General features: G+C 65.8%; 18 protein-coding genes. 11 read left to right on the top strand and 7 right to left on the bottom strand.

What is annotated here, in order from left to right:
- Positions 1-14 precede the first annotated feature (14 nt).
- Complete coding sequence (gene ruvX / locus DYQ94_RS05870; protein ID WP_024939388.1) at positions 15-482, bottom strand: Holliday junction resolvase RuvX; 468 nt, start codon at positions 480-482, stop codon at positions 15-17.
- Positions 475-1,041, bottom strand: coding sequence for a YqgE/AlgH family protein (locus DYQ94_RS05865; RefSeq protein ID WP_011051924.1), 567 nt, complete (start codon positions 1,039-1,041; stop codon positions 475-477). The genes ruvX and DYQ94_RS05865 overlap by 8 nt, the downstream gene beginning before the upstream one ends.
- 79 nt (positions 1,042-1,120) lie before the next feature.
- Here DYQ94_RS05865 and DYQ94_RS05860 point away from each other — a divergent pair, with 79 nt between their 5' ends.
- Both DYQ94_RS05860 and DYQ94_RS05855 read left to right on the top strand, forming a co-directional pair.
- The gene (locus DYQ94_RS05860) at positions 1,121-2,965 is read left to right on the top strand and encodes a DUF4153 domain-containing protein (RefSeq protein WP_126965876.1); all 1,845 of its coding nucleotides are present in this window, start codon (positions 1,121-1,123) and stop codon (positions 2,963-2,965) included.
- Positions 2,962-3,507 carry a DNA-3-methyladenine glycosylase I gene (locus DYQ94_RS05855; protein ID WP_126965875.1) on the top strand — a complete coding sequence of 182 codons (546 nt, stop codon included), beginning with the start codon at positions 2,962-2,964 and terminating at the stop codon, positions 3,505-3,507. Before DYQ94_RS05860 ends, DYQ94_RS05855 begins: the two co-directional genes overlap by 4 nt.
- Before the next feature lie 136 nt (positions 3,508-3,643).
- Here the strand turns inward: DYQ94_RS05855 and DYQ94_RS05850 are convergent, their stop codons facing one another.
- From DYQ94_RS05850 to DYQ94_RS05840, 3 genes are all read right to left on the bottom strand, one after another.
- Positions 3,644-4,318: a YitT family protein gene (locus DYQ94_RS05850; RefSeq protein ID WP_054591432.1), complete on the bottom strand. Its 675-nt coding sequence runs from the start codon at positions 4,316-4,318 to the stop codon at positions 3,644-3,646.
- Positions 4,319-4,603: 285 nt separating this feature from the next.
- Positions 4,604-5,734, bottom strand: coding sequence for a PilT/PilU family type 4a pilus ATPase (locus tag DYQ94_RS05845; RefSeq protein ID WP_016902355.1), 1,131 nt, complete (start codon positions 5,732-5,734; stop codon positions 4,604-4,606).
- Between the two features lie 112 nt (positions 5,735-5,846).
- Positions 5,847-6,884, bottom strand: a complete 1,038-nt coding sequence (locus DYQ94_RS05840) for a type IV pilus twitching motility protein PilT (RefSeq protein ID WP_003489919.1) — start codon at positions 6,882-6,884, stop codon at positions 5,847-5,849.
- 322 nt (positions 6,885-7,206) lie between these two features.
- On the opposite strand from DYQ94_RS05840, the gene DYQ94_RS05835 reads away from it, so the two are divergent.
- The 7 genes from DYQ94_RS05835 to DYQ94_RS05805 all read left to right on the top strand — a co-directional run bounded on the left by DYQ94_RS05835 (position 7,207) and on the right by DYQ94_RS05805 (position 12,205).
- Positions 7,207-7,899, top strand: a complete 693-nt coding sequence (locus DYQ94_RS05835; protein WP_126965874.1) for a YggS family pyridoxal phosphate-dependent enzyme — start codon at positions 7,207-7,209, stop codon at positions 7,897-7,899.
- Between the two features lie 61 nt (positions 7,900-7,960).
- On the top strand, positions 7,961-8,806 hold the full coding sequence (gene proC / locus DYQ94_RS05830) for a pyrroline-5-carboxylate reductase (protein ID WP_102251600.1): 846 nt from the start codon (positions 7,961-7,963) through the stop codon (positions 8,804-8,806).
- Between the two features lie 575 nt (positions 8,807-9,381).
- Positions 9,382-9,807 carry an HU family DNA-binding protein gene (locus DYQ94_RS05825; RefSeq protein WP_026064288.1) on the top strand — a complete coding sequence of 142 codons (426 nt, stop codon included), beginning with the start codon at positions 9,382-9,384 and terminating at the stop codon, positions 9,805-9,807.
- Between the two features lie 133 nt (positions 9,808-9,940).
- On the top strand, positions 9,941-10,561 hold the full coding sequence (locus DYQ94_RS05820; RefSeq protein WP_160954510.1) for a M23 family metallopeptidase: 621 nt from the start codon (positions 9,941-9,943) through the stop codon (positions 10,559-10,561).
- Positions 10,562-10,653: 92 nt separating this feature from the next.
- Positions 10,654-10,962, top strand: a complete 309-nt coding sequence (locus tag DYQ94_RS05815) for a DUF3861 family protein (RefSeq protein ID WP_024940752.1) — start codon at positions 10,654-10,656, stop codon at positions 10,960-10,962.
- A 270-nt stretch (positions 10,963-11,232) separates the two neighbouring features.
- Complete coding sequence (locus DYQ94_RS05810; protein WP_080639692.1) at positions 11,233-11,553, top strand: hypothetical protein; 321 nt, start codon at positions 11,233-11,235, stop codon at positions 11,551-11,553.
- A 55-nt stretch (positions 11,554-11,608) separates the two neighbouring features.
- Complete coding sequence (locus DYQ94_RS05805; RefSeq protein WP_104568185.1) at positions 11,609-12,205, top strand: YceB family lipoprotein; 597 nt, start codon at positions 11,609-11,611, stop codon at positions 12,203-12,205.
- A gap of 144 nt (positions 12,206-12,349) precedes the next feature.
- Here the strand turns inward: DYQ94_RS05805 and DYQ94_RS05800 are convergent, their stop codons facing one another.
- On the bottom strand, positions 12,350-12,892 hold the full coding sequence (locus DYQ94_RS05800; protein ID WP_046343621.1) for a type 1 glutamine amidotransferase domain-containing protein: 543 nt from the start codon (positions 12,890-12,892) through the stop codon (positions 12,350-12,352).
- A gap of 106 nt (positions 12,893-12,998) precedes the next feature.
- Positions 12,999-13,466: an SET domain-containing protein gene (locus tag DYQ94_RS05795; protein WP_016902346.1), complete on the bottom strand. Its 468-nt coding sequence runs from the start codon at positions 13,464-13,466 to the stop codon at positions 12,999-13,001.
- Between the two features lie 174 nt (positions 13,467-13,640).
- Here DYQ94_RS05795 and DYQ94_RS05790 point away from each other — a divergent pair, with 174 nt between their 5' ends.
- Together DYQ94_RS05790 and sufB are read left to right on the top strand one after the other, a co-directional pair.
- The gene (locus tag DYQ94_RS05790; protein ID WP_016902345.1) at positions 13,641-14,099 is read left to right on the top strand and encodes an SUF system Fe-S cluster assembly regulator; all 459 of its coding nucleotides are present in this window, start codon (positions 13,641-13,643) and stop codon (positions 14,097-14,099) included.
- Between the two features lie 16 nt (positions 14,100-14,115).
- Positions 14,116-15,573: a Fe-S cluster assembly protein SufB gene (sufB, locus tag DYQ94_RS05785; RefSeq protein ID WP_024938771.1), complete on the top strand. Its 1,458-nt coding sequence runs from the start codon at positions 14,116-14,118 to the stop codon at positions 15,571-15,573.
- Positions 15,574-15,639 lie beyond the last annotated feature (66 nt).

Genomic DNA, 15,639 nt, shown 5'->3' with positions numbered 1-15,639 from the left:
GCAGGTCGGGAGTGTCAGGGAAGAAGAGTGGCTTGGTCGGGCGCGGCCAACCAGCGTTCGACGATCACCGCCGCCGCCATCGCGTCCAGTGCCTCGGCATCGCGGCGGCGCTTGCGCCCGTCGGCGCGCTCGCGCGCGAAGCGCTGCGCGGCTTCGACCGAACTGGAGCGCTCGTCGATCAGCACCACCGGCAGCGCATAGCGCTCGCGCAGTTGGCGGGCGAAGGCATGCGCGCGCTTGCGTGCGGGCTGGTCCTTGTCGTCCAGGGTCAGCGGGTCACCGACCACCAGGCCGTCGGGGCGCCATTGCTTGTGCACGCGATCCAGCGCGACCCAGTCCGGGCCATTGGCATGCACATTGATGACGGCCACCGCACGCGCACCGGCGCCGAGCGCAGTGCCGATGGCCACGCCGATGCGGCGCGATCCCACGTCGAAGCCCAGCACCGTGCCATCCGGGCGGATCGCGCCCGCCTCAGGCATGCCCGGAATAATCCGTCAGCCGGAACAGATCCACGCCGATACGCCCGGCAGCGGTCTGCCAGCGATCTTCCAGCGCGGTGGCGAACAGCACATTGGCATCCGACGGCGCGGTCAGCCAGCTGTTCTCGCCCAGTTCGAACTCCAGTTGCCCCGCGCCCCAGCCGGCACAGCCCAGCGCCACCAGCGCATTGCGCGGCCCTTCGCCGGCCGCCATCGCTTCGAGAATGTCGCGCGAGGTGGTCAGGTAGACACCCTGCCCCACTTCCAGGCTGGAATCCCAGTCGCGCGCATCGTCGTGGATGACGAAACCGCGCTCCGGGTGCACCGGCCCGCCGCTGAGCACGATCTGCTCGCGCAGGTGCTCGTCGACGGTGTCGATGCCCATCTGCGACAGGACCTCGCCCAGCGTGTATTCGGAGGGCCGGTTGACCAGCACGCCCATGGCGCCGTTCTCGTCGTGCTGGCAGATCAGCGCGACGCTGCGCGAAAAGGTGGGATCGGACAGCGCCGGAAGCGCGATCAGCAGTTGGTTGGCCAGAGGCGTGGGCAAAACAGACATGGCCGCATTCTAGCCGTTCGTTCTGCCGCGCGCAGAGCCGATGCGATACTTGGGGGCAGACTAACGCCAAGGACCGACGATGCAGACCACACCAGAATCCGTCACCGCGGTCGCCGATGCGCCATTGCCCCGCCGGATCCGCACATTCATCGTGCTGATCGCACTGCTGCAGGGCGGCCTGCTGTATCTGGCCGCACTGGGCCAGCAACACGGCGTGTGGCCCTTCACCGACTTGGGCGCGCGGATCTGCTGGTACACCGTGGTGCTGACGGTGCCTGGCCTGGTGCTGCTGAGCGTGCAGGATCTTCGCGATTGGCGGTTGTGGCAGCACGTGGCGGCAAGCACGCTGGTATTGGCCGCCCTGGGCAGCTGGGCGGCGTGGAGCGCCACCGGCGCGCCGACCCTGCAGATCGCCACGGTGCTGTGGTCGTTCGGCTTCACCGTCACGGTCGGCTGGTTCGTCGCCCTGCCCTGGCTGCAGCACCGGCAACTGCACGGTCATTGGCGGGCGGGCTACCACGCCCTGTTCGAATACGCCTGGCAGAACGCGCTGACGCTGGCGCTGGCACTGCTGTTCGTGGGGGTGTGCTGGATGGTGCTGGGGCTGTGGGCCAGCCTGTTCGCGCTGGTCAAGATCAGCTTCTTTGCCGAACTGTTCCGCGAACAGGCGTTTGTCTACCTGGCGACCGGCGTCATCACCGGGCTGGGCATCCTGATCGGGCGCACCCAACACCGCGCGGTGCAGGTGTTGCGGCAGATCCTGTTCGCCCTGTGCACCGGTCTGCTGCCGCTGCTGGCCGGCATTGCGCTGCTGTTCCTGCTGGTGCTGCCGTTCACCGGGCTGCAGGCGCTCTGGCAGACCCGTTCGGCCGCCACGATCCTTATCAGCCTGGTGTTCGGGCTGGTGCTGTTCACCAACGCGGTGTACCAGGATGGCAGCGGGCTGCCGCCGTATCCGCGCTGGTTGCGTCGGATGATCGAGGCCGGCCTGCTCAGCCTGCCACTACACGCAGCGCTGGCCGCATACGCGGTGGGCCTGCGCATTGCGCAGCACGGCTGGACCAGCGACCGCGTCTGCGCCGCATTGCTGGCCGCACTGGCGCTGGCCTATGCGGTGGCCTACGCGTTGGCGGTGTTGCGACCACGCGCCGATCGTTGGCTGCCGCAGCTGGCCGGCGGCAACAAGGTGCTGTCGTGGGTGGTGATCGGCCTGGCCGTGCTGGTCAACACTCCCGTGCTCGACCCCTACCGCATCACCGTGCAGAGCCAGATGCAGCGCCTGGCCAGCGGCACGCAAGAGAGCGTGGACAAGAACCTGGAATTCCTGCGCTTCGAAAATGGCCGCCGCGGCTATCTGGCGGTGCAGTCGCTGCGCCAAACCACCGCCTTTGCCGGCAACCCCGCACGCAAGCAGAAGCTGGAACAGCTGCTGGCGCGCACCAGCCGCTGGGGCGGCAATGACAGCGTGGAAGATCAGAAGGACAAGCAGCTGACCGACCTGGCCAAGATCCGCCAGCATGTGACCGTGGCAGCCGGCCAGGCAGACCCGCCGGCGGACTGGTGGCAGTACCTGATGAGCTCCAAGCCGCTCTCGGGCGCTTGCACCCAGGGCAACAGCAACTGCGTGGTCAGCAGCAGCGACATCGATGGCGACGGCCAGCTCGATCTGCTGCTGTGCAATCTCAACAGCGACTATGCGGTCGCCTGCGAGCTGCAGACCCGCAACCGGCATGGCTGGTATCAGGCCGGTACGGCACAGCTCTATTCGCTCGACGACGAGGCCATGAGTGAAGTGAGCCAGGCGCTGCGCAAAGCTCAGATCCAGACACGGCCCACCCGCTGGCCGGACCTGGCGCTGCCGGGAGACCGACGCATCCACATCCGACCCAGCGAAGAAGGCATCCGTCCGGAGTCCCGGCCATGAGCGGCTATTGCGCCATCGCACCGGGCCACCCGATTCATGGCCATTACCACGACCACGAATACGGCTTCCCGCAGCGCGACGAGCGCGAGCTGTTCGAGCGCCTGGTGCTGGAGATCAATCAGGCCGGGCTGAGTTGGGAAACCATCCTGCGCAAGCGCAGCAACTTCCAGCGCGCCTACGACGGCTTCGACGTGGACACGGTGGCCGCCTATGGCGAGAGCGACATTGCGCGGCTGCTCGGCGATGCCGGCATCATCCGCAACCGGTTGAAGGTGCTGGCGGCCATCCACAATGCGCAGGTCATCCAGCAGTTACGCGCTTCGCACGGCAGTTTCGCGCAATGGCTGGATGCACAGCATCCGCTCGACAAAACCGCCTGGGTCAAGCTGTTCAAGAAGACCTTCCGCTTCACCGGCGGCGAGATCACCGGCGAATTCCTGATGAGCCTGGGCTACCTGCTAGGCGCGCACCATGCCGATTGCCCGGTGTTTAAGCGCATCCAGGCGCTGTCGCCGCCGTGGATGCGCAACGGCACCGTCTAGCGGCAACGTCGGCGCGCACACGCCGGCAAGCAGCCGCACGGCGCATGGCGGCAGCGGCAATGCGCAACATGCCGCCTCGACGTGCCGCGTAGCGGCCGAGCGCAGCTAGATCAACGGCGCCCGATAACGCGCTGGATCACACGCCCATATAACGATGCGGGCGGTGATTGAACATCAGCACCAGGCTCAGCATCAACGCACCCAGCGCCGAATACAGCACCTTGTCCGGGGTGAGGACACTGAAGGCGACCAGCATCAGCATCGCATCGAAACTCATCTGCACCTTGCCGGCGCTCCAGCCGCGCTCGCGCTGCAGGTACACCGCCAGAATGCCGATGCCGCCCAGGCTGCCGCGATGGCGAATGAAGAACAGGATGCCCAGGCCCGCCAGCGCGCCGCCGACGATCGCCGAAAACAGCGTGCTGATGTGCGCGTAATCGGCCCAGCGCGGCAGCAGGTCGGTGAGCGCACCGCAGGCGCCTACCGCGGCAAAGGTCTTCAGGGTGAATTCCCAGCCCATGCGGCGCACGCTCAGCCAATAGAACGGCAGGTTGACCAGCACGAACACCAGGCCGAAGTTCCAGTGCAGCGCGTAATGCAGCAAAAACGCCACGCCGGCCATGCCGCCGATCATCAGGCCGCCCTTGGCGAAGATCGCCAGGCCCAGCGAAGCCACCAGCGTCGCCAGCACCATGCCCTGCACATCCTCGGCCACCGAGTGATGAAACGCGTGGTCGTCGGCCGAAGTGCCGGCCGAATCCGGTGGCGGCGTCAACGGACCGGAAGTCATCACTGTGCCGTCGTCGGGCAACGGCTGTTGCTCCGGACGGAGATCGGAATCGGGAAGGCTCACGGGCTGGGCACTGCGGTGGGGTGCGGATATTAGACACTATCGGCCCGCCTGGTTACATCTGAAACATCACCCCACGCGCGCGTTGCGCCGCTGCACGTTCATCGGCCATGGCGGCGCCCGCCGCCGGCATCGCGCGCGAAACAGCTGCAAGCAGCACGCTGGATCGGATTCAGCGCAGACCATCCCGCTTCCTTCCATGCACGCCTGGCCATCCGCCACGGCGTGCAGCGCTCCTGCAGGCGCTCAGCGAACCTCGGCGATCTCCACGCCATCCAGGCCCTGCGCCAGGGTCTTGGCGTCGCCACCCTGCGACAGCTTGATGCGCAGGCGCACCTCGTTCTGCGAGTCGGCGTAGCGCAGCGCGTCTTCGTAGCTGATCTCGCCGGCCTGGTACAGCTCGAACAGGCTCTGGTCGAAGGTGCGCATGCCCAGGTTGGTGGACTCCTTCATGATCTCCTTGAGCTTGTGGATCTCGCCGTCGCGGATGTAGTCCTGCACCAGCGGCGTGCCCAGCATGATCTCCATGGCCACGCGGCGGCCGCGCCCATCCGGGGTCGGAATCAACTGCTGCGCGACCACGCCCTTGAGATTGAGCGACAGGTCCATCAACAGCTGGTTGCGCCGGTCTTCCGGGAAGAAGTTGATGATGCGGTCCATCGCCTGGTTGGCGTTGTTGGCGTGCAGGGTGCACAACACCAGATGGCCGGTTTCGGCGAAGGCCACGGCATGATCCATGCCTTCGCGGGTGCGCACCTCGCCGATCATGATCACGTCCGGCGCCTGGCGCAGGGTGTTTTTCAGCGCGTTTTCCCAGCTGTCGGTATCGATGCCGACTTCGCGCTGGGTGATGATGCAGCCCTCGTGCTTGTGCACGAATTCGATCGGGTCTTCGATGGTGATGATGTGCCCGGTGGAATTCTGGTTGCGGTAACCGATCATCGCCGCCAGCGAGGTGGACTTGCCGGTGCCGGTGGCGCCGACGAAGATGATGATGCCGCGCTTGGTCATCGCCAGCGTCTTGATCACCGGCGGCAGGCTCAACTCTTCCACCGTGGGGATGCGCGTTTCGATCCGGCGCAGCACCATGCCGACCTGGTTGCGCTGGTAGAAGCAGCTCACGCGAAAGCGCCCGACCCCGGACACGCCAATGGCGAAATTGCACTCGTGGGTCTTTTCGAATTCTTCGCGCTGCGACGGCGTCATCACGTTCAACACCAGATCGCGGCTCTGTTGCGCGGTCAGCGGGGTCTGGGTGATCGGACTGATCTTGCCGTGCACCTTGATCGCCGGCGGCATCCCAGAGGTGATGAACAGATCCGACGCCTTCTGGTGCGCCATCAGCTTGAGGAAGGAGGTGAAGTCGATGGTGCTCATGGCGTGCTCCTCGGGAGCAGGGATTCGGGATGGGAGATTCGGGATTCGCAAGAGCGGGGTCCGGTCCGGGAGCCGCCGTTGCGAATCCCCGATCCCGAATCCCGAATCCCGGCTACTCGAATATCCGCTTGTCCTTGGCGTACTCGCGTGCCTGGTTGCGCGTGATCAGGCTGCGCTTGACCAGGTCCTGCAGATGCTGGTCCAGCGTCTGCATGCCGTACTGCTGGCCGGTCTGGATCGAGGAATACATCTGCGCCACCTTGTCCTCGCGGATCAGGTTGCGGATGGCCGGGGTGCCGACCATGATTTCCCAGGCTGCGGTGCGTCCGCCGCCGACCTTCTTCAGCAGCGCCTGCGAAATCACCGCACGCAGCGACTCGGACAGCATCGAGCGCACCATCGGCTTTTCGCCGGCCGGGAACACGTCGATGATGCGGTCGATGGTCTTGGCCGCCGAGCTGGTGTGCAGGGTGCCGAACACCAGGTGGCCGGTTTCGGCGGCGGTCAGCGCCAGGCGGATGGTCTCCAGATCGCGTAATTCGCCGACCAGGATGATGTCCGGATCTTCGCGCAGCGCCGAGCGCAGCGCCTCGTTGAAGCCGTGCGTATCGCGGTGCACTTCGCGCTGGTTGATCAGGCACTTTTGCGAGGTATGCACGAATTCGATCGGATCCTCGACCGTGAGGATGTGGCCGTATTCGTTCTTGTTGATGTAGTCGATCATGCCGGCGAGCGTGGTCGACTTGCCCGAACCGGTCGGGCCGGTGACCAGGATCAAACCCTGCGGCTGGTCGATCAACTGGCGGAAGATCGGCGGGCAGCCCAGGTCTTCCAGCGTCAGCACTTCGGAAGGAATGGTACGGAACACCGCACCGGCGCCGCGGTTCTGGTTGAACGCATTGACGCGGAAGCGCGCCAGCGACGGAATCTCGAACGAGAAGTCGACCTCGAGGAATTCCTCGTAATCGCGACGCTGCTTGTCCGACATGATGTCGTAGACCAGCGCGTGCACCTGCTTGTGGTCCAGGGCCGGAATATTGATGCGACGGACATCGCCATCGACACGGATCATCGGCGGCAAGCCGGCCGACAGGTGCAGGTCCGATGCCTTGTTTTTGACGGAAAACGCCAATAGTTCAGCGATATCCATGCGCTGCTTTTCCCCTAGGCTGCGATTGGAAGGTACTCCCCGAGCGGCAGTATAGCGTTCTGGCTGCTGGCGGGAAGCGGCGCGCGGCCGGTTCAGGCCGGCGCCGTCGGGCGCGCCTGAAGGCGTTGGTTTGGGCACGCGGTGCGGGCACGGTCCTTGCCTGGGCCAGCGCCGCGCCGATCGCCAGCTCGCCCCGCCTGTGGGCAGGCTCGCCGCGGGCTGGCGCCACTGCAGCGTCATCGCCGGCCCGATCCGGCGCGCCGGCTGGAAGGACGCAGCCGGGGGCGGCACTATAGCGTTCCTTTCCCGCCTGGATTGCCACGTGCCGGCTTCGTCGCTGCAGCAGATTCTCGATGCCATCCACGCCGCCGCGGCTCGGCACGCGCGCGCCGATGTGCGCCTGCTGGCGGTGTCCAAGACCCGGCCGGCAGATGCGGTTGCCGCGCTGGCGGCGCAGGGCCAGCGCGCATTCGGCGAAAACTACGTGCAGGAAGCGCAAAGCAAGATTGCCCAACTGCAGACGCTGGGACTGGAGTGGCACCTGATCGGCCACCTGCAATCCAACAAGGCCGAACTGGCCAGCCAGTGGTTCGACTGGGTGCAGACCGTGGACCGCGCCAAGCTGATCGCGCCGCTGGCCAACCACCGGCCGGCCGGTCGCGCACCATTGAATGTGCTGATCCAGGTCAACATCGACGACGAGGACAGCAAGCACGGTTGCGCGCCGGCGGCGGTCGACGGCCTGGCCACGGCCATCGCGCTGCAGCCGCGGCTGCAACTGCGCGGCCTGATGGCGATCCCCGCGCCATTCCCCGAGCAGGCGCGCCGCATGGCAGCGTTTACCCGCATGCAGGCACTGTTCGAAGAACTCAAGCGCGGCTACCCGCAGGTGGATACCTTGTCGATGGGCATGAGCTCGGATTTTGCCGAAGCGATCGCGGCCGGCGCGACCATGGTGCGGGTCGGGACTGCGTTGTTCGGCGAACGCGGCTCGTCGGCTGCCGCGGCGTCCTGACCCCCGGTCCCGATCGGCCTCGCGTAGCACATCGCCGTTTCCTCTTACTTAAGGTGTCGCAATGACTCTGCCCTCTTCGCCCGCGCCTTCCACTGCAATCACCGCATTCGTCGGCGGCGGCAACATGGCGCGCAGCCTGATTGCCGGGCTGATCCGCCAAGGTGTGCCCGCGGCCAGCATCCGCGTCGCCGAGCCGGTGGCCGAACTGCGCGATGCGCTGTCGCGCGACTTCGGCGTGCATGCGGTGGAGCAGGCGCGCAGCGCCGTGGAAGGCGCAGCCATCTGGGTGCTGGCGGTCAAGCCGCAGGTGCTGCCAGCGGTATGCGCGCAGCTGGCCGATCTTGCGCAGGCGCAGCAGCCGCTGCTGCTGTCCATCGCCGCCGGCATCACCGCTCCGCAGCTGGAGCGCTGGTCCGGCGGCGAGCTTGCGGTGGTGCGCGCAATGCCCAACACGCCCGCCCTGCTCGGTGCCGGCGTCACCGGCTTGTATGCCAATCCACGCGTCTCCGACGCGCAACGCGCGCAGGCAACCGGCCTGCTGGAGAGCGCCGGCGTCACCGTCTGGATCGACGACGAGGCGCAGATGGATGCGGTGACCGCGGTCTCCGGCAGCGGGCCGGCCTATGTGTTTCTGCTGGCCGAAGCGATGGAAGCCGCCGCGCAGGCGCAAGGCCTGCCAGCCGACACCGCACGCACGCTGGTGCTGCAGACCCTGCTCGGTGCCTCGCGCATGCTGACCGAATCGGGCGAAGCACCGGAGCTGCTCCGCCGCCGGGTGACCTCGCCCAACGGCACCACGCAGGCGGCAATCGAGACATTTCAGGCCGGCCAGTTCGAAGCGCTCACCGCCAAGGCGATTGCCGCAGCGACCGAGCGCGGCCGTAGCCTGTCGGCGGCCAATGATTAGTCGACCGGTGACGGGACATCGTCCAAAGCAGGAAGGTCTCGCAGCGGCCAGCCGTGCCGCGCGCGGGAGTACCACGGCGACCGTGCAGTGGAACCGTCACGACACGTCGCGCATCGGCGCCTGCCAGGTGCAGGAAAAAACCCGGCTCACGTGACTGGCGCAGATGGCAGCAACAGCGCGAACGCAGCGGGTCGACGGATCGAAGCCGGCAACGCCAGACGTCTCCTGCAAGGCGTAGCCACGCAGCAACGCTGATCGCGGCAGCGAACGCCACCGCCAGCTGCACGCCGTAGCCACTCCTCAGCGGCGAGCGCGATGCAAAACGCACACAGGGCTTCGCGCAAACGATCTGCTGCTATGCGTCAGACACCGCATCGCCCTGCGCCTCGCAGCCGTGTCGACAGCGCTTTCGCGGAGGTTTTCTGCCGCCGGTGAACGAATCCCCGTCAAAAGACGCTTTTTTTCGGTTGTTTCATCGTTTCCCTATTGGCGGCGCGCAGCAGTTGCCCTACATTTCGCGTTGCCGACTGGGTCGGCAGACCCAACACCACCAACGATCACGGAACACATAACTCATGGCAAAAACCGCCGCTAAGAAGGCTGCCCCCAAGAAGGCAGTGAAAAAGGTCGCCGCGACCAAGACCGCAAAGCCGGCCAAGGCCGCTGCTGCCAAGTCCGCTGCGCCGAAGCCGATCAAGGAAGCGCTGAGCAAGACCGGCCTGGTCGCGCACATTGCCGAATCCACCCAGCTGGCTCCGAAGGACGTCCGCGCTGTTCTGGCCACGCTGGAATCGGCCGCTCATTCGTCGCTGAGCAAGAAGGGCGCCGGCTCGTTCACCCTGCCGGGCATGCTGAAGCTGACCAGCGTCCATGTGCCGGCCAAGCCGAAGCGCAAGGGCATCAACCCGTTCACCAAGGAAGAGCAGACCTTTGCAGCGAAGCCGGCCAGCTTCAAGGTCAAGGCTCGCCTGCTGAAGAAGTTGAAGGACGCCGCGCTCTAATCGAGCACGCCTGCGTTGTCACGAAGGCGGCCTGCGGGCCGTCTTTTTTGTGCGCGCGTGACCGCCCGCATCACTCCCCACATGCCGCTCATCGCCGCTTGCCTACCCTGTACGCTGATTTGCAACGCAGCAGGTGCATGTGACCGATCCGTCGTCTCCTCGCCCACCCACACCGCCGTCATCGGCAACCCGCAGCCCCGCGCGCCGCCTGCGCCGGCTGCTGGTGTCGATTGCGCTGCTGTGCGCCCTGGGTGTGGCCGCGCGCTGGGCATGGCAGTTGCCGGTCGCCGAACAACTGCGTACCAGTTGGGAGCTGTCGCGCATGCCGCCACCCGTGCAATTGTCGGTTCCGGTCGAAGGCGTGCAGGCGCGCCGCATCGCCGACACCTTCGGCGCACCGCGCGGTCGCGACCGACGCCATGCCGGCGTGGATATCTTCGCGCCGCGCGGCACGCCGGTGCTGTCCGCAACACGCGGGGTGGTCAGCGCCATCCGCGATCAAGGCCTGGGCGGCAAGCAGGTCTGGGTGCTCGGGCCGGCGATGGAGCGCCATTACTACGCGCACATGGACGATTGGGCCGCCGGGCTGGCCGTTGGCGATGTCGTCGAGCCCGGCACACCGCTCGGCATGGTCGGCACCACCGGCAACGCGCGCGGCACGCCGCCACATCTGCACTATGGTGTCTATGGGCGCAACGGTGCGTACGATCCACTGCCGCTGCTGCGCAAACCCGTGCCACAGCCGGCACAGTGAGCATGCTGGAACACTGCGTCATGGCCTGAGCTATCGAGGCCGTTGCTGGCTACGCCTATGGTGGAGTCAGCCCAAGGAACGACGCCCCCTCCATGTCCCGAAAACGCTATCGCATTACGGTCACGCCCATCGAGAGCGATGGCCGCCCCTGCAGCGATCGCTGCACCATCGAATTCGAACAGCGCTCGCGGGCCGACTGGATGCGGCTGCTCGAGGAGCTGCACCTGCGACGCGATCTGAGCAGCGACGAATGTGCGGCGCTCACGGTCGGCTCGCAGCTGCTGGAAGACCTGGCCGCCCGCCCGCGCGCGCAGCCAAGCGATGCACTGGAGGCCTTGCGGCCAAAACTGCAGTTGCTGCTGGAACGCCTGCAACGCGTGCAGCCGGCCGCCGGCACCTGAGACCGGCGTCGCGGCGACCGCTACACTGCGCGCATCGGGGAAGGGAGATGCGCCATGCGTGGGTTGGGGATCGTCATGCTGGCAACGGCAATTGCCGGTTGCAGTTGCCATCGCAGCGCTGACAAAGAAACGGGCAACGCGGCAGCGTCCTCGCACGTTGCAGCGGCGACGCAAACGCCGACTACCGCCACCACAGACAACACGCCCGCACGCGATGCCACTCCTGACGATGCGGTTGCGCGCGCCAACTTCGCCAAAGCAAGCGCGACCGTGCAGCGATACCTGGGCGCGTTGCCAGGTGCGGCACGTGGTGATGCCGATGCACTGTGGAGCGGCGGTCGTCCTGCCCCGGTGCCGGACGATGCGGCGCTGCGCGGTATCGGCAATATCCAGTCGATGCGTATCAATAACGACGCGCCCATCGCACTGGATCAGGAACAGCCCCCGCGCCGGATCGAAGTGCCGGTGCAACTGATCGTGCGCACCGACACCGGCACCCAACGCCTGGTCGGCGCCTACCGGCTGCAGCCGCGCAGCGGCAGCGACGACTGGGAGATCTACTCGGCCACCCTGCACCCGGTATTGCGCTAACCCACGGTTCACCGGCAACGACTAAGGTGATCGCACCTGTTGCCGGAGTCACCCGATGAAACTGCGTTCGCTTGTCGGATCCATGCTTGCCCTCGCTCTGGCGCTACCCACGACCAGCGCGTGGGCAACGCCGCAGATCCAGGGACACCAGATCAGCGTACAGGGCAGCGACCTGCAGCAATTCCTGGGTGGCCGCTTCCCGCAGACGCACGATGCGCTGGGCGGCCTGGTCGAGATGACGGTCAGCAATCCGGCACTGTCGCTGCCGCCGGGCGACCGGCTCAAGATGGCCTTCGACCTGGCGCTTGCCACTGCCGGCGGCGCGCCAGCACCGGTCGGCAATGTGACCTTGACCAGCGCACTGCGCTACGACACGGCCAAGCAGGGCTTTTATCTCGACCAACCCACCATCGATGATTTCCGCCCGGCCAACGCCGGTGCAAAACTCGACCACAGCACCCGCCAGCTGCTCAATGCCTGGCTGGCCGATTACGCGCGCAAGGAGCCGATCTATCGCATCGATCCGGCCATCGCAGCGGTGATGGGCAATGTGCAGGTGGAGTCGGTCGGCATCCAGAACGGCCGCGTCGCGGTGAATTTCAACCAGAACATCGAGCAACTGGTGCCGGCCGCTGCACTGTCCGGGAAATAGGCTGACGCGCCAGTTGCGACGCATGGCTTGAAACACGCCGTCATGCCGTCGCGCCGATCTGCGCAAGCGGCCATCGGATCAAGATAAAGGCCCGGCGTCACCACGCCGGGCCTTTGTTTTCATCTCAACGTTGCAGGGGACCGATCAGGCCACCAGAGCCTTGGCCACTGCAGCGGTAAAGGCCGGGATATCGTCGGGCTTGCGGCTGGTGATCAGCGACCCGTCGACAACCACCTCCGCATCCTGCCAGCGTGCGCCGGCATTGCGCAGGTCGGTCTTGACCGACGACCACGAGGTGACGTCACGGTCGCGAACCAGATCGCTTTCCACCAGCAGCCACGGGCCGTGGCAGATCGCGGCGACCGGCTTGTCGGCACTGGCAAAGGCCTGGATGAATGCGATCGCCTTGGCGTCACCGCGCAAGGTGTCGGGGTTGAGCACCCCGCCAGGCAGCACCAGCGCGTCGTAGCTGTCGACCTTGGCCTGATCCAGCCGCTGGTCCACCGGCACCGAATCGCCCCAATCGGTTTTGTTCCAGGCGCGAATCTGCGCAGCGTCGCCGGGCGCAATCACATCGACCTTGGCGCCCCAGGATTCCAGCAGGCGCTTGGGCTCAATGAGTTCGGATTGTTCGAAGCCATCGGTGGCCAGCACTGCGATGGTCTTGCCGGAGAGCGAATACGACATGCGGGAGCTCCTTACTGAAAAGAAGCACGCACGCTAGGCGCGTACCTGTTGCGCACGAGTGAATCGATGTGTGCGCCGCGTCAGTGCGGCGCCAGGACACTGCTGCTCAGCGCTTGGGCTGCAGCATCGTACCTGTGCAGTTCTTCGACCCGCAGCGGCATGCCCAGATCTTCTTCAGACGCGGCGTGTGCCGCTCGGCTAGGGTGATGCCGTAGTTGTAGGTGAGCTCTTCGCCGGCCTTGATCGCGCGCTTGGCCTCGATGAAGATCTTGTCCTTGCTGCGGTCGTCGCCCTCGGCCTCTTCGATCACCGCTTCGCAATTGGGATTGCAACTGTGGTTGATCCAGCGCGCGACATTGCCTTCGTAATTGGCATCCAGCACGTAGTCGTCGCTGAGCGTGAACAGGAAGGTGTGGCCGCTCTCCACATCGCCGGTGTCATCGGCATCCACTTCCGCGTGCGTGCGCAGGCGCCCCTTGTACTGGATGATGCGCTCGCCCTTGCGGAGCGCGGCGAGGGCGAACATGCCATTGCCGTGGATACGTGACTTGCGGGCGGCAACTTTGCGCGACATGAAGGGGTCCAGTGATGGGGCCGCTCATTGTGACTGCAGTGCGACGATGCGCCAAGCACAAGCGCAGCGGTACCCGCAACGGCTGCTGCTTGCCGGCGGCTGAACCAGGCAGGTGGCCCTGCCCCGGCTAAAAGCGTACAATTTCGGTCCGCTTTCGGATTTATCGCCTTCCTCATGTTGCGCGTCACCAAACTCACCGATTACGCCACCGTCGTGCTGACCGTGCTGGCAGCGCGCTGCGGCCAGGTGCTCAGCGCCAGCGAACTTGCCGAGCAGGCCGGCCTGGAAGCGCCGACCGTGAGCAAGATCCTCAAGCCGCTGTCGCAGGCGGGCCTGGTCGAAGGGCTGCGCGGCGTGCACGGCGGCTATCGGCTGGCACGCGCGGCCAGCGAGATCACGCTGGTGGAAATCGTCGAGGCGATGGAAGGCCCGCTGGCGATCACCGAATGCAGCCAGGACCACAGCCAGTGCGGCATCGCGCAGACATGCGGGGTGCGTTCCAACTGGCGCCTGATCAACGACGTGGTCGGCGATGCATTGCGTCGCGTCACGCTCGCACAGATGTTGCAGCCCCTCTCTCTCCCTGGCGACAGCCGTCGGCGTTCCATCGCCGCACGCGTCGCGACCACCTGACCCTGTAGGCAGCCCGATGGCCACCGAACTTGCACCCCCGCAGAATGCCGAAATTATCGAACGGCTGGGCCGACGCTACGACGCCGGCTTCATCACCGAGATCGAATCGGACTCGCTCCCGCCCGGCCTGGACGAGGACGTCATCCGTGCCTTGTCGGCCAAGAAGGACGAGCCGCAATGGATGACCGACTGGCGTCTTGAGGCGTATCGCCACTGGCTGAAGATGCCGATGCCGGAATGGGCGAAGCTGAAGGTCTCGCCGATCGACTTCCAGGCGCTGAGCTATTACTCCGCGCCCAAGGGCCCGAAGTACGCCTCGCTGGACGACGTACCCAAGGAACTGCTCGACACCTACGACAAGCTCGGCGTGCCGTTGCACGAGCGCGCCCGGCTGGCCGGCGTGGCGGTGGATGCGGTGTTCGACTCGGTCTCGGTCGGCACCACCTTCCGCAAGGAACTGGCCGAAAAGGGCGTGATCTTCTGCTCGATGTCCGAGGCGATCAAGGAACATCCGGAGATCGTCAAACAGTATCTGGGCAGCGTGGTGCCGGTCGGCGACAACTATTTCGCCGCGCTCAACTCGGCGGTGTTCTCCGACGGCAGCTTCGTGTTCATTCCTGCGGGCGTGCGTTGCCCGATGGAACTGAGCACCTACTTCCGCATCAATGCCGGCCATACCGGGCAGTTCGAGCGCACCCTGATCGTGTGCGAGGACAAGGCCTATGTGTCGTATCTGGAAGGCTGCACCGCACCGATGCGCGATGAAAACCAGCTGCATGCGGCGGTGGTCGAGCTGGTGGCGCTGGAAGATGCCGAGATCAAGTATTCGACCGTGCAGAACTGGTATCCGGGTGACGAGGAAGGCCGCGGCGGCATCTACAACTTCGTCACCAAGCGTGCCGAATGCCGGGGCGCGCGCAGCAAGGTCACCTGGACCCAGGTCGAAACCGGCTCGGCGATCACCTGGAAGTATCCGTCCTGCGTGCTGATCGGCGACGACTCGGTCGGCGAGTTCCACTCGGTGGCGCTGACCCACCACCGTCAGCAGGCCGACACCGGCACCAAGATGATCCACATCGGCAAGCGCACCAAGAGCAAGATCGTCAGCAAGGGCATCAGTGCAGGCCGCGGGCAGAACACCTATCGCGGTCTGGTCAAGGTGGACCGCAATGCCGACGGCGCGCGCAACTACACCCAGTGCGACTCGTTGTTGATCGGCAAGCAGTGCGGCGCGCACACCTTCCCCTATATCGAGGTGAAGAATCCCGGCGCCACCGTCGAGCACGAGGCCACCACCTCCAAGATCAGCGACGACCAGCTGTTCTATTGCCGCGCGCGCGGGATCAGCCAGGAAGACGCGGTGTCGCTGATCGTCGACGGCTTCTGCAAGCAGGTGTTCCGCGAGCTGCCGATGGAGTTCGCGGTGGAAGCCAAGAAGCTGCTGGAAGTCTCGCTGGAAGGCAGCGTCGGCTGACGCTGCCTGCAGGGATTCGGCATTGGAGATTGGAGATTCGCAACGTCCCGCTCCCTGCCATCCCGG

Origin of the sequence: Xanthomonas sp. LMG 8993 (assembly GCF_009835065.2) — a bacterium.
Taxonomy (GTDB): Bacteria; Pseudomonadota; Gammaproteobacteria; order Xanthomonadales; family Xanthomonadaceae; genus Xanthomonas; species Xanthomonas arboricola.
This window is presented reverse-complemented; position numbering and strand designations above follow the sequence as displayed.

Excerpts from the sequence above, each read along its gene's own strand:
- DYQ94_RS05865 (WP_011051924.1), bottom strand. The coding sequence starts at position 1,041 with ATGTCTGTTTTGCCCACGCCTCTGGCCAACCAACTGCTGATCGCGCTT.
- DYQ94_RS05860 (WP_126965876.1), top strand. The coding sequence starts at position 1,121 with ATGCAGACCACACCAGAATCCGTCACCGCGGTCGCCGATGCGCCATTG.
- sufB (WP_024938771.1), top strand. The coding sequence starts at position 14,116 with ATGGCCACCGAACTTGCACCCCCGCAGAATGCCGAAATTATCGAACGG.
- DYQ94_RS05795 (WP_016902346.1), bottom strand. The coding sequence starts at position 13,466 with ATGTCGCGCAAAGTTGCCGCCCGCAAGTCACGTATCCACGGCAATGGC.
- ruvX (WP_024939388.1), bottom strand. The coding sequence starts at position 482 with ATGCCTGAGGCGGGCGCGATCCGCCCGGATGGCACGGTGCTGGGCTTC.
- DYQ94_RS05840 (WP_003489919.1), bottom strand. The coding sequence starts at position 6,884 with ATGGATATCGCTGAACTATTGGCGTTTTCCGTCAAAAACAAGGCATCG.
- DYQ94_RS05800 (WP_046343621.1), bottom strand. The coding sequence starts at position 12,892 with ATGTCGTATTCGCTCTCCGGCAAGACCATCGCAGTGCTGGCCACCGAT.
- DYQ94_RS05815 (WP_024940752.1), top strand. The coding sequence starts at position 10,654 with ATGTCCCGAAAACGCTATCGCATTACGGTCACGCCCATCGAGAGCGAT.
- proC (WP_102251600.1), top strand. The coding sequence starts at position 7,961 with ATGACTCTGCCCTCTTCGCCCGCGCCTTCCACTGCAATCACCGCATTC.
- DYQ94_RS05805 (WP_104568185.1), top strand. The coding sequence starts at position 11,609 with ATGAAACTGCGTTCGCTTGTCGGATCCATGCTTGCCCTCGCTCTGGCG.
- DYQ94_RS05845 (WP_016902355.1), bottom strand. The coding sequence starts at position 5,734 with ATGAGCACCATCGACTTCACCTCCTTCCTCAAGCTGATGGCGCACCAG.
- DYQ94_RS05790 (WP_016902345.1), top strand. The coding sequence starts at position 13,641 with ATGTTGCGCGTCACCAAACTCACCGATTACGCCACCGTCGTGCTGACC.
- DYQ94_RS05825 (WP_026064288.1), top strand. The coding sequence starts at position 9,382 with ATGGCAAAAACCGCCGCTAAGAAGGCTGCCCCCAAGAAGGCAGTGAAA.
- DYQ94_RS05855 (WP_126965875.1), top strand. The coding sequence starts at position 2,962 with ATGAGCGGCTATTGCGCCATCGCACCGGGCCACCCGATTCATGGCCAT.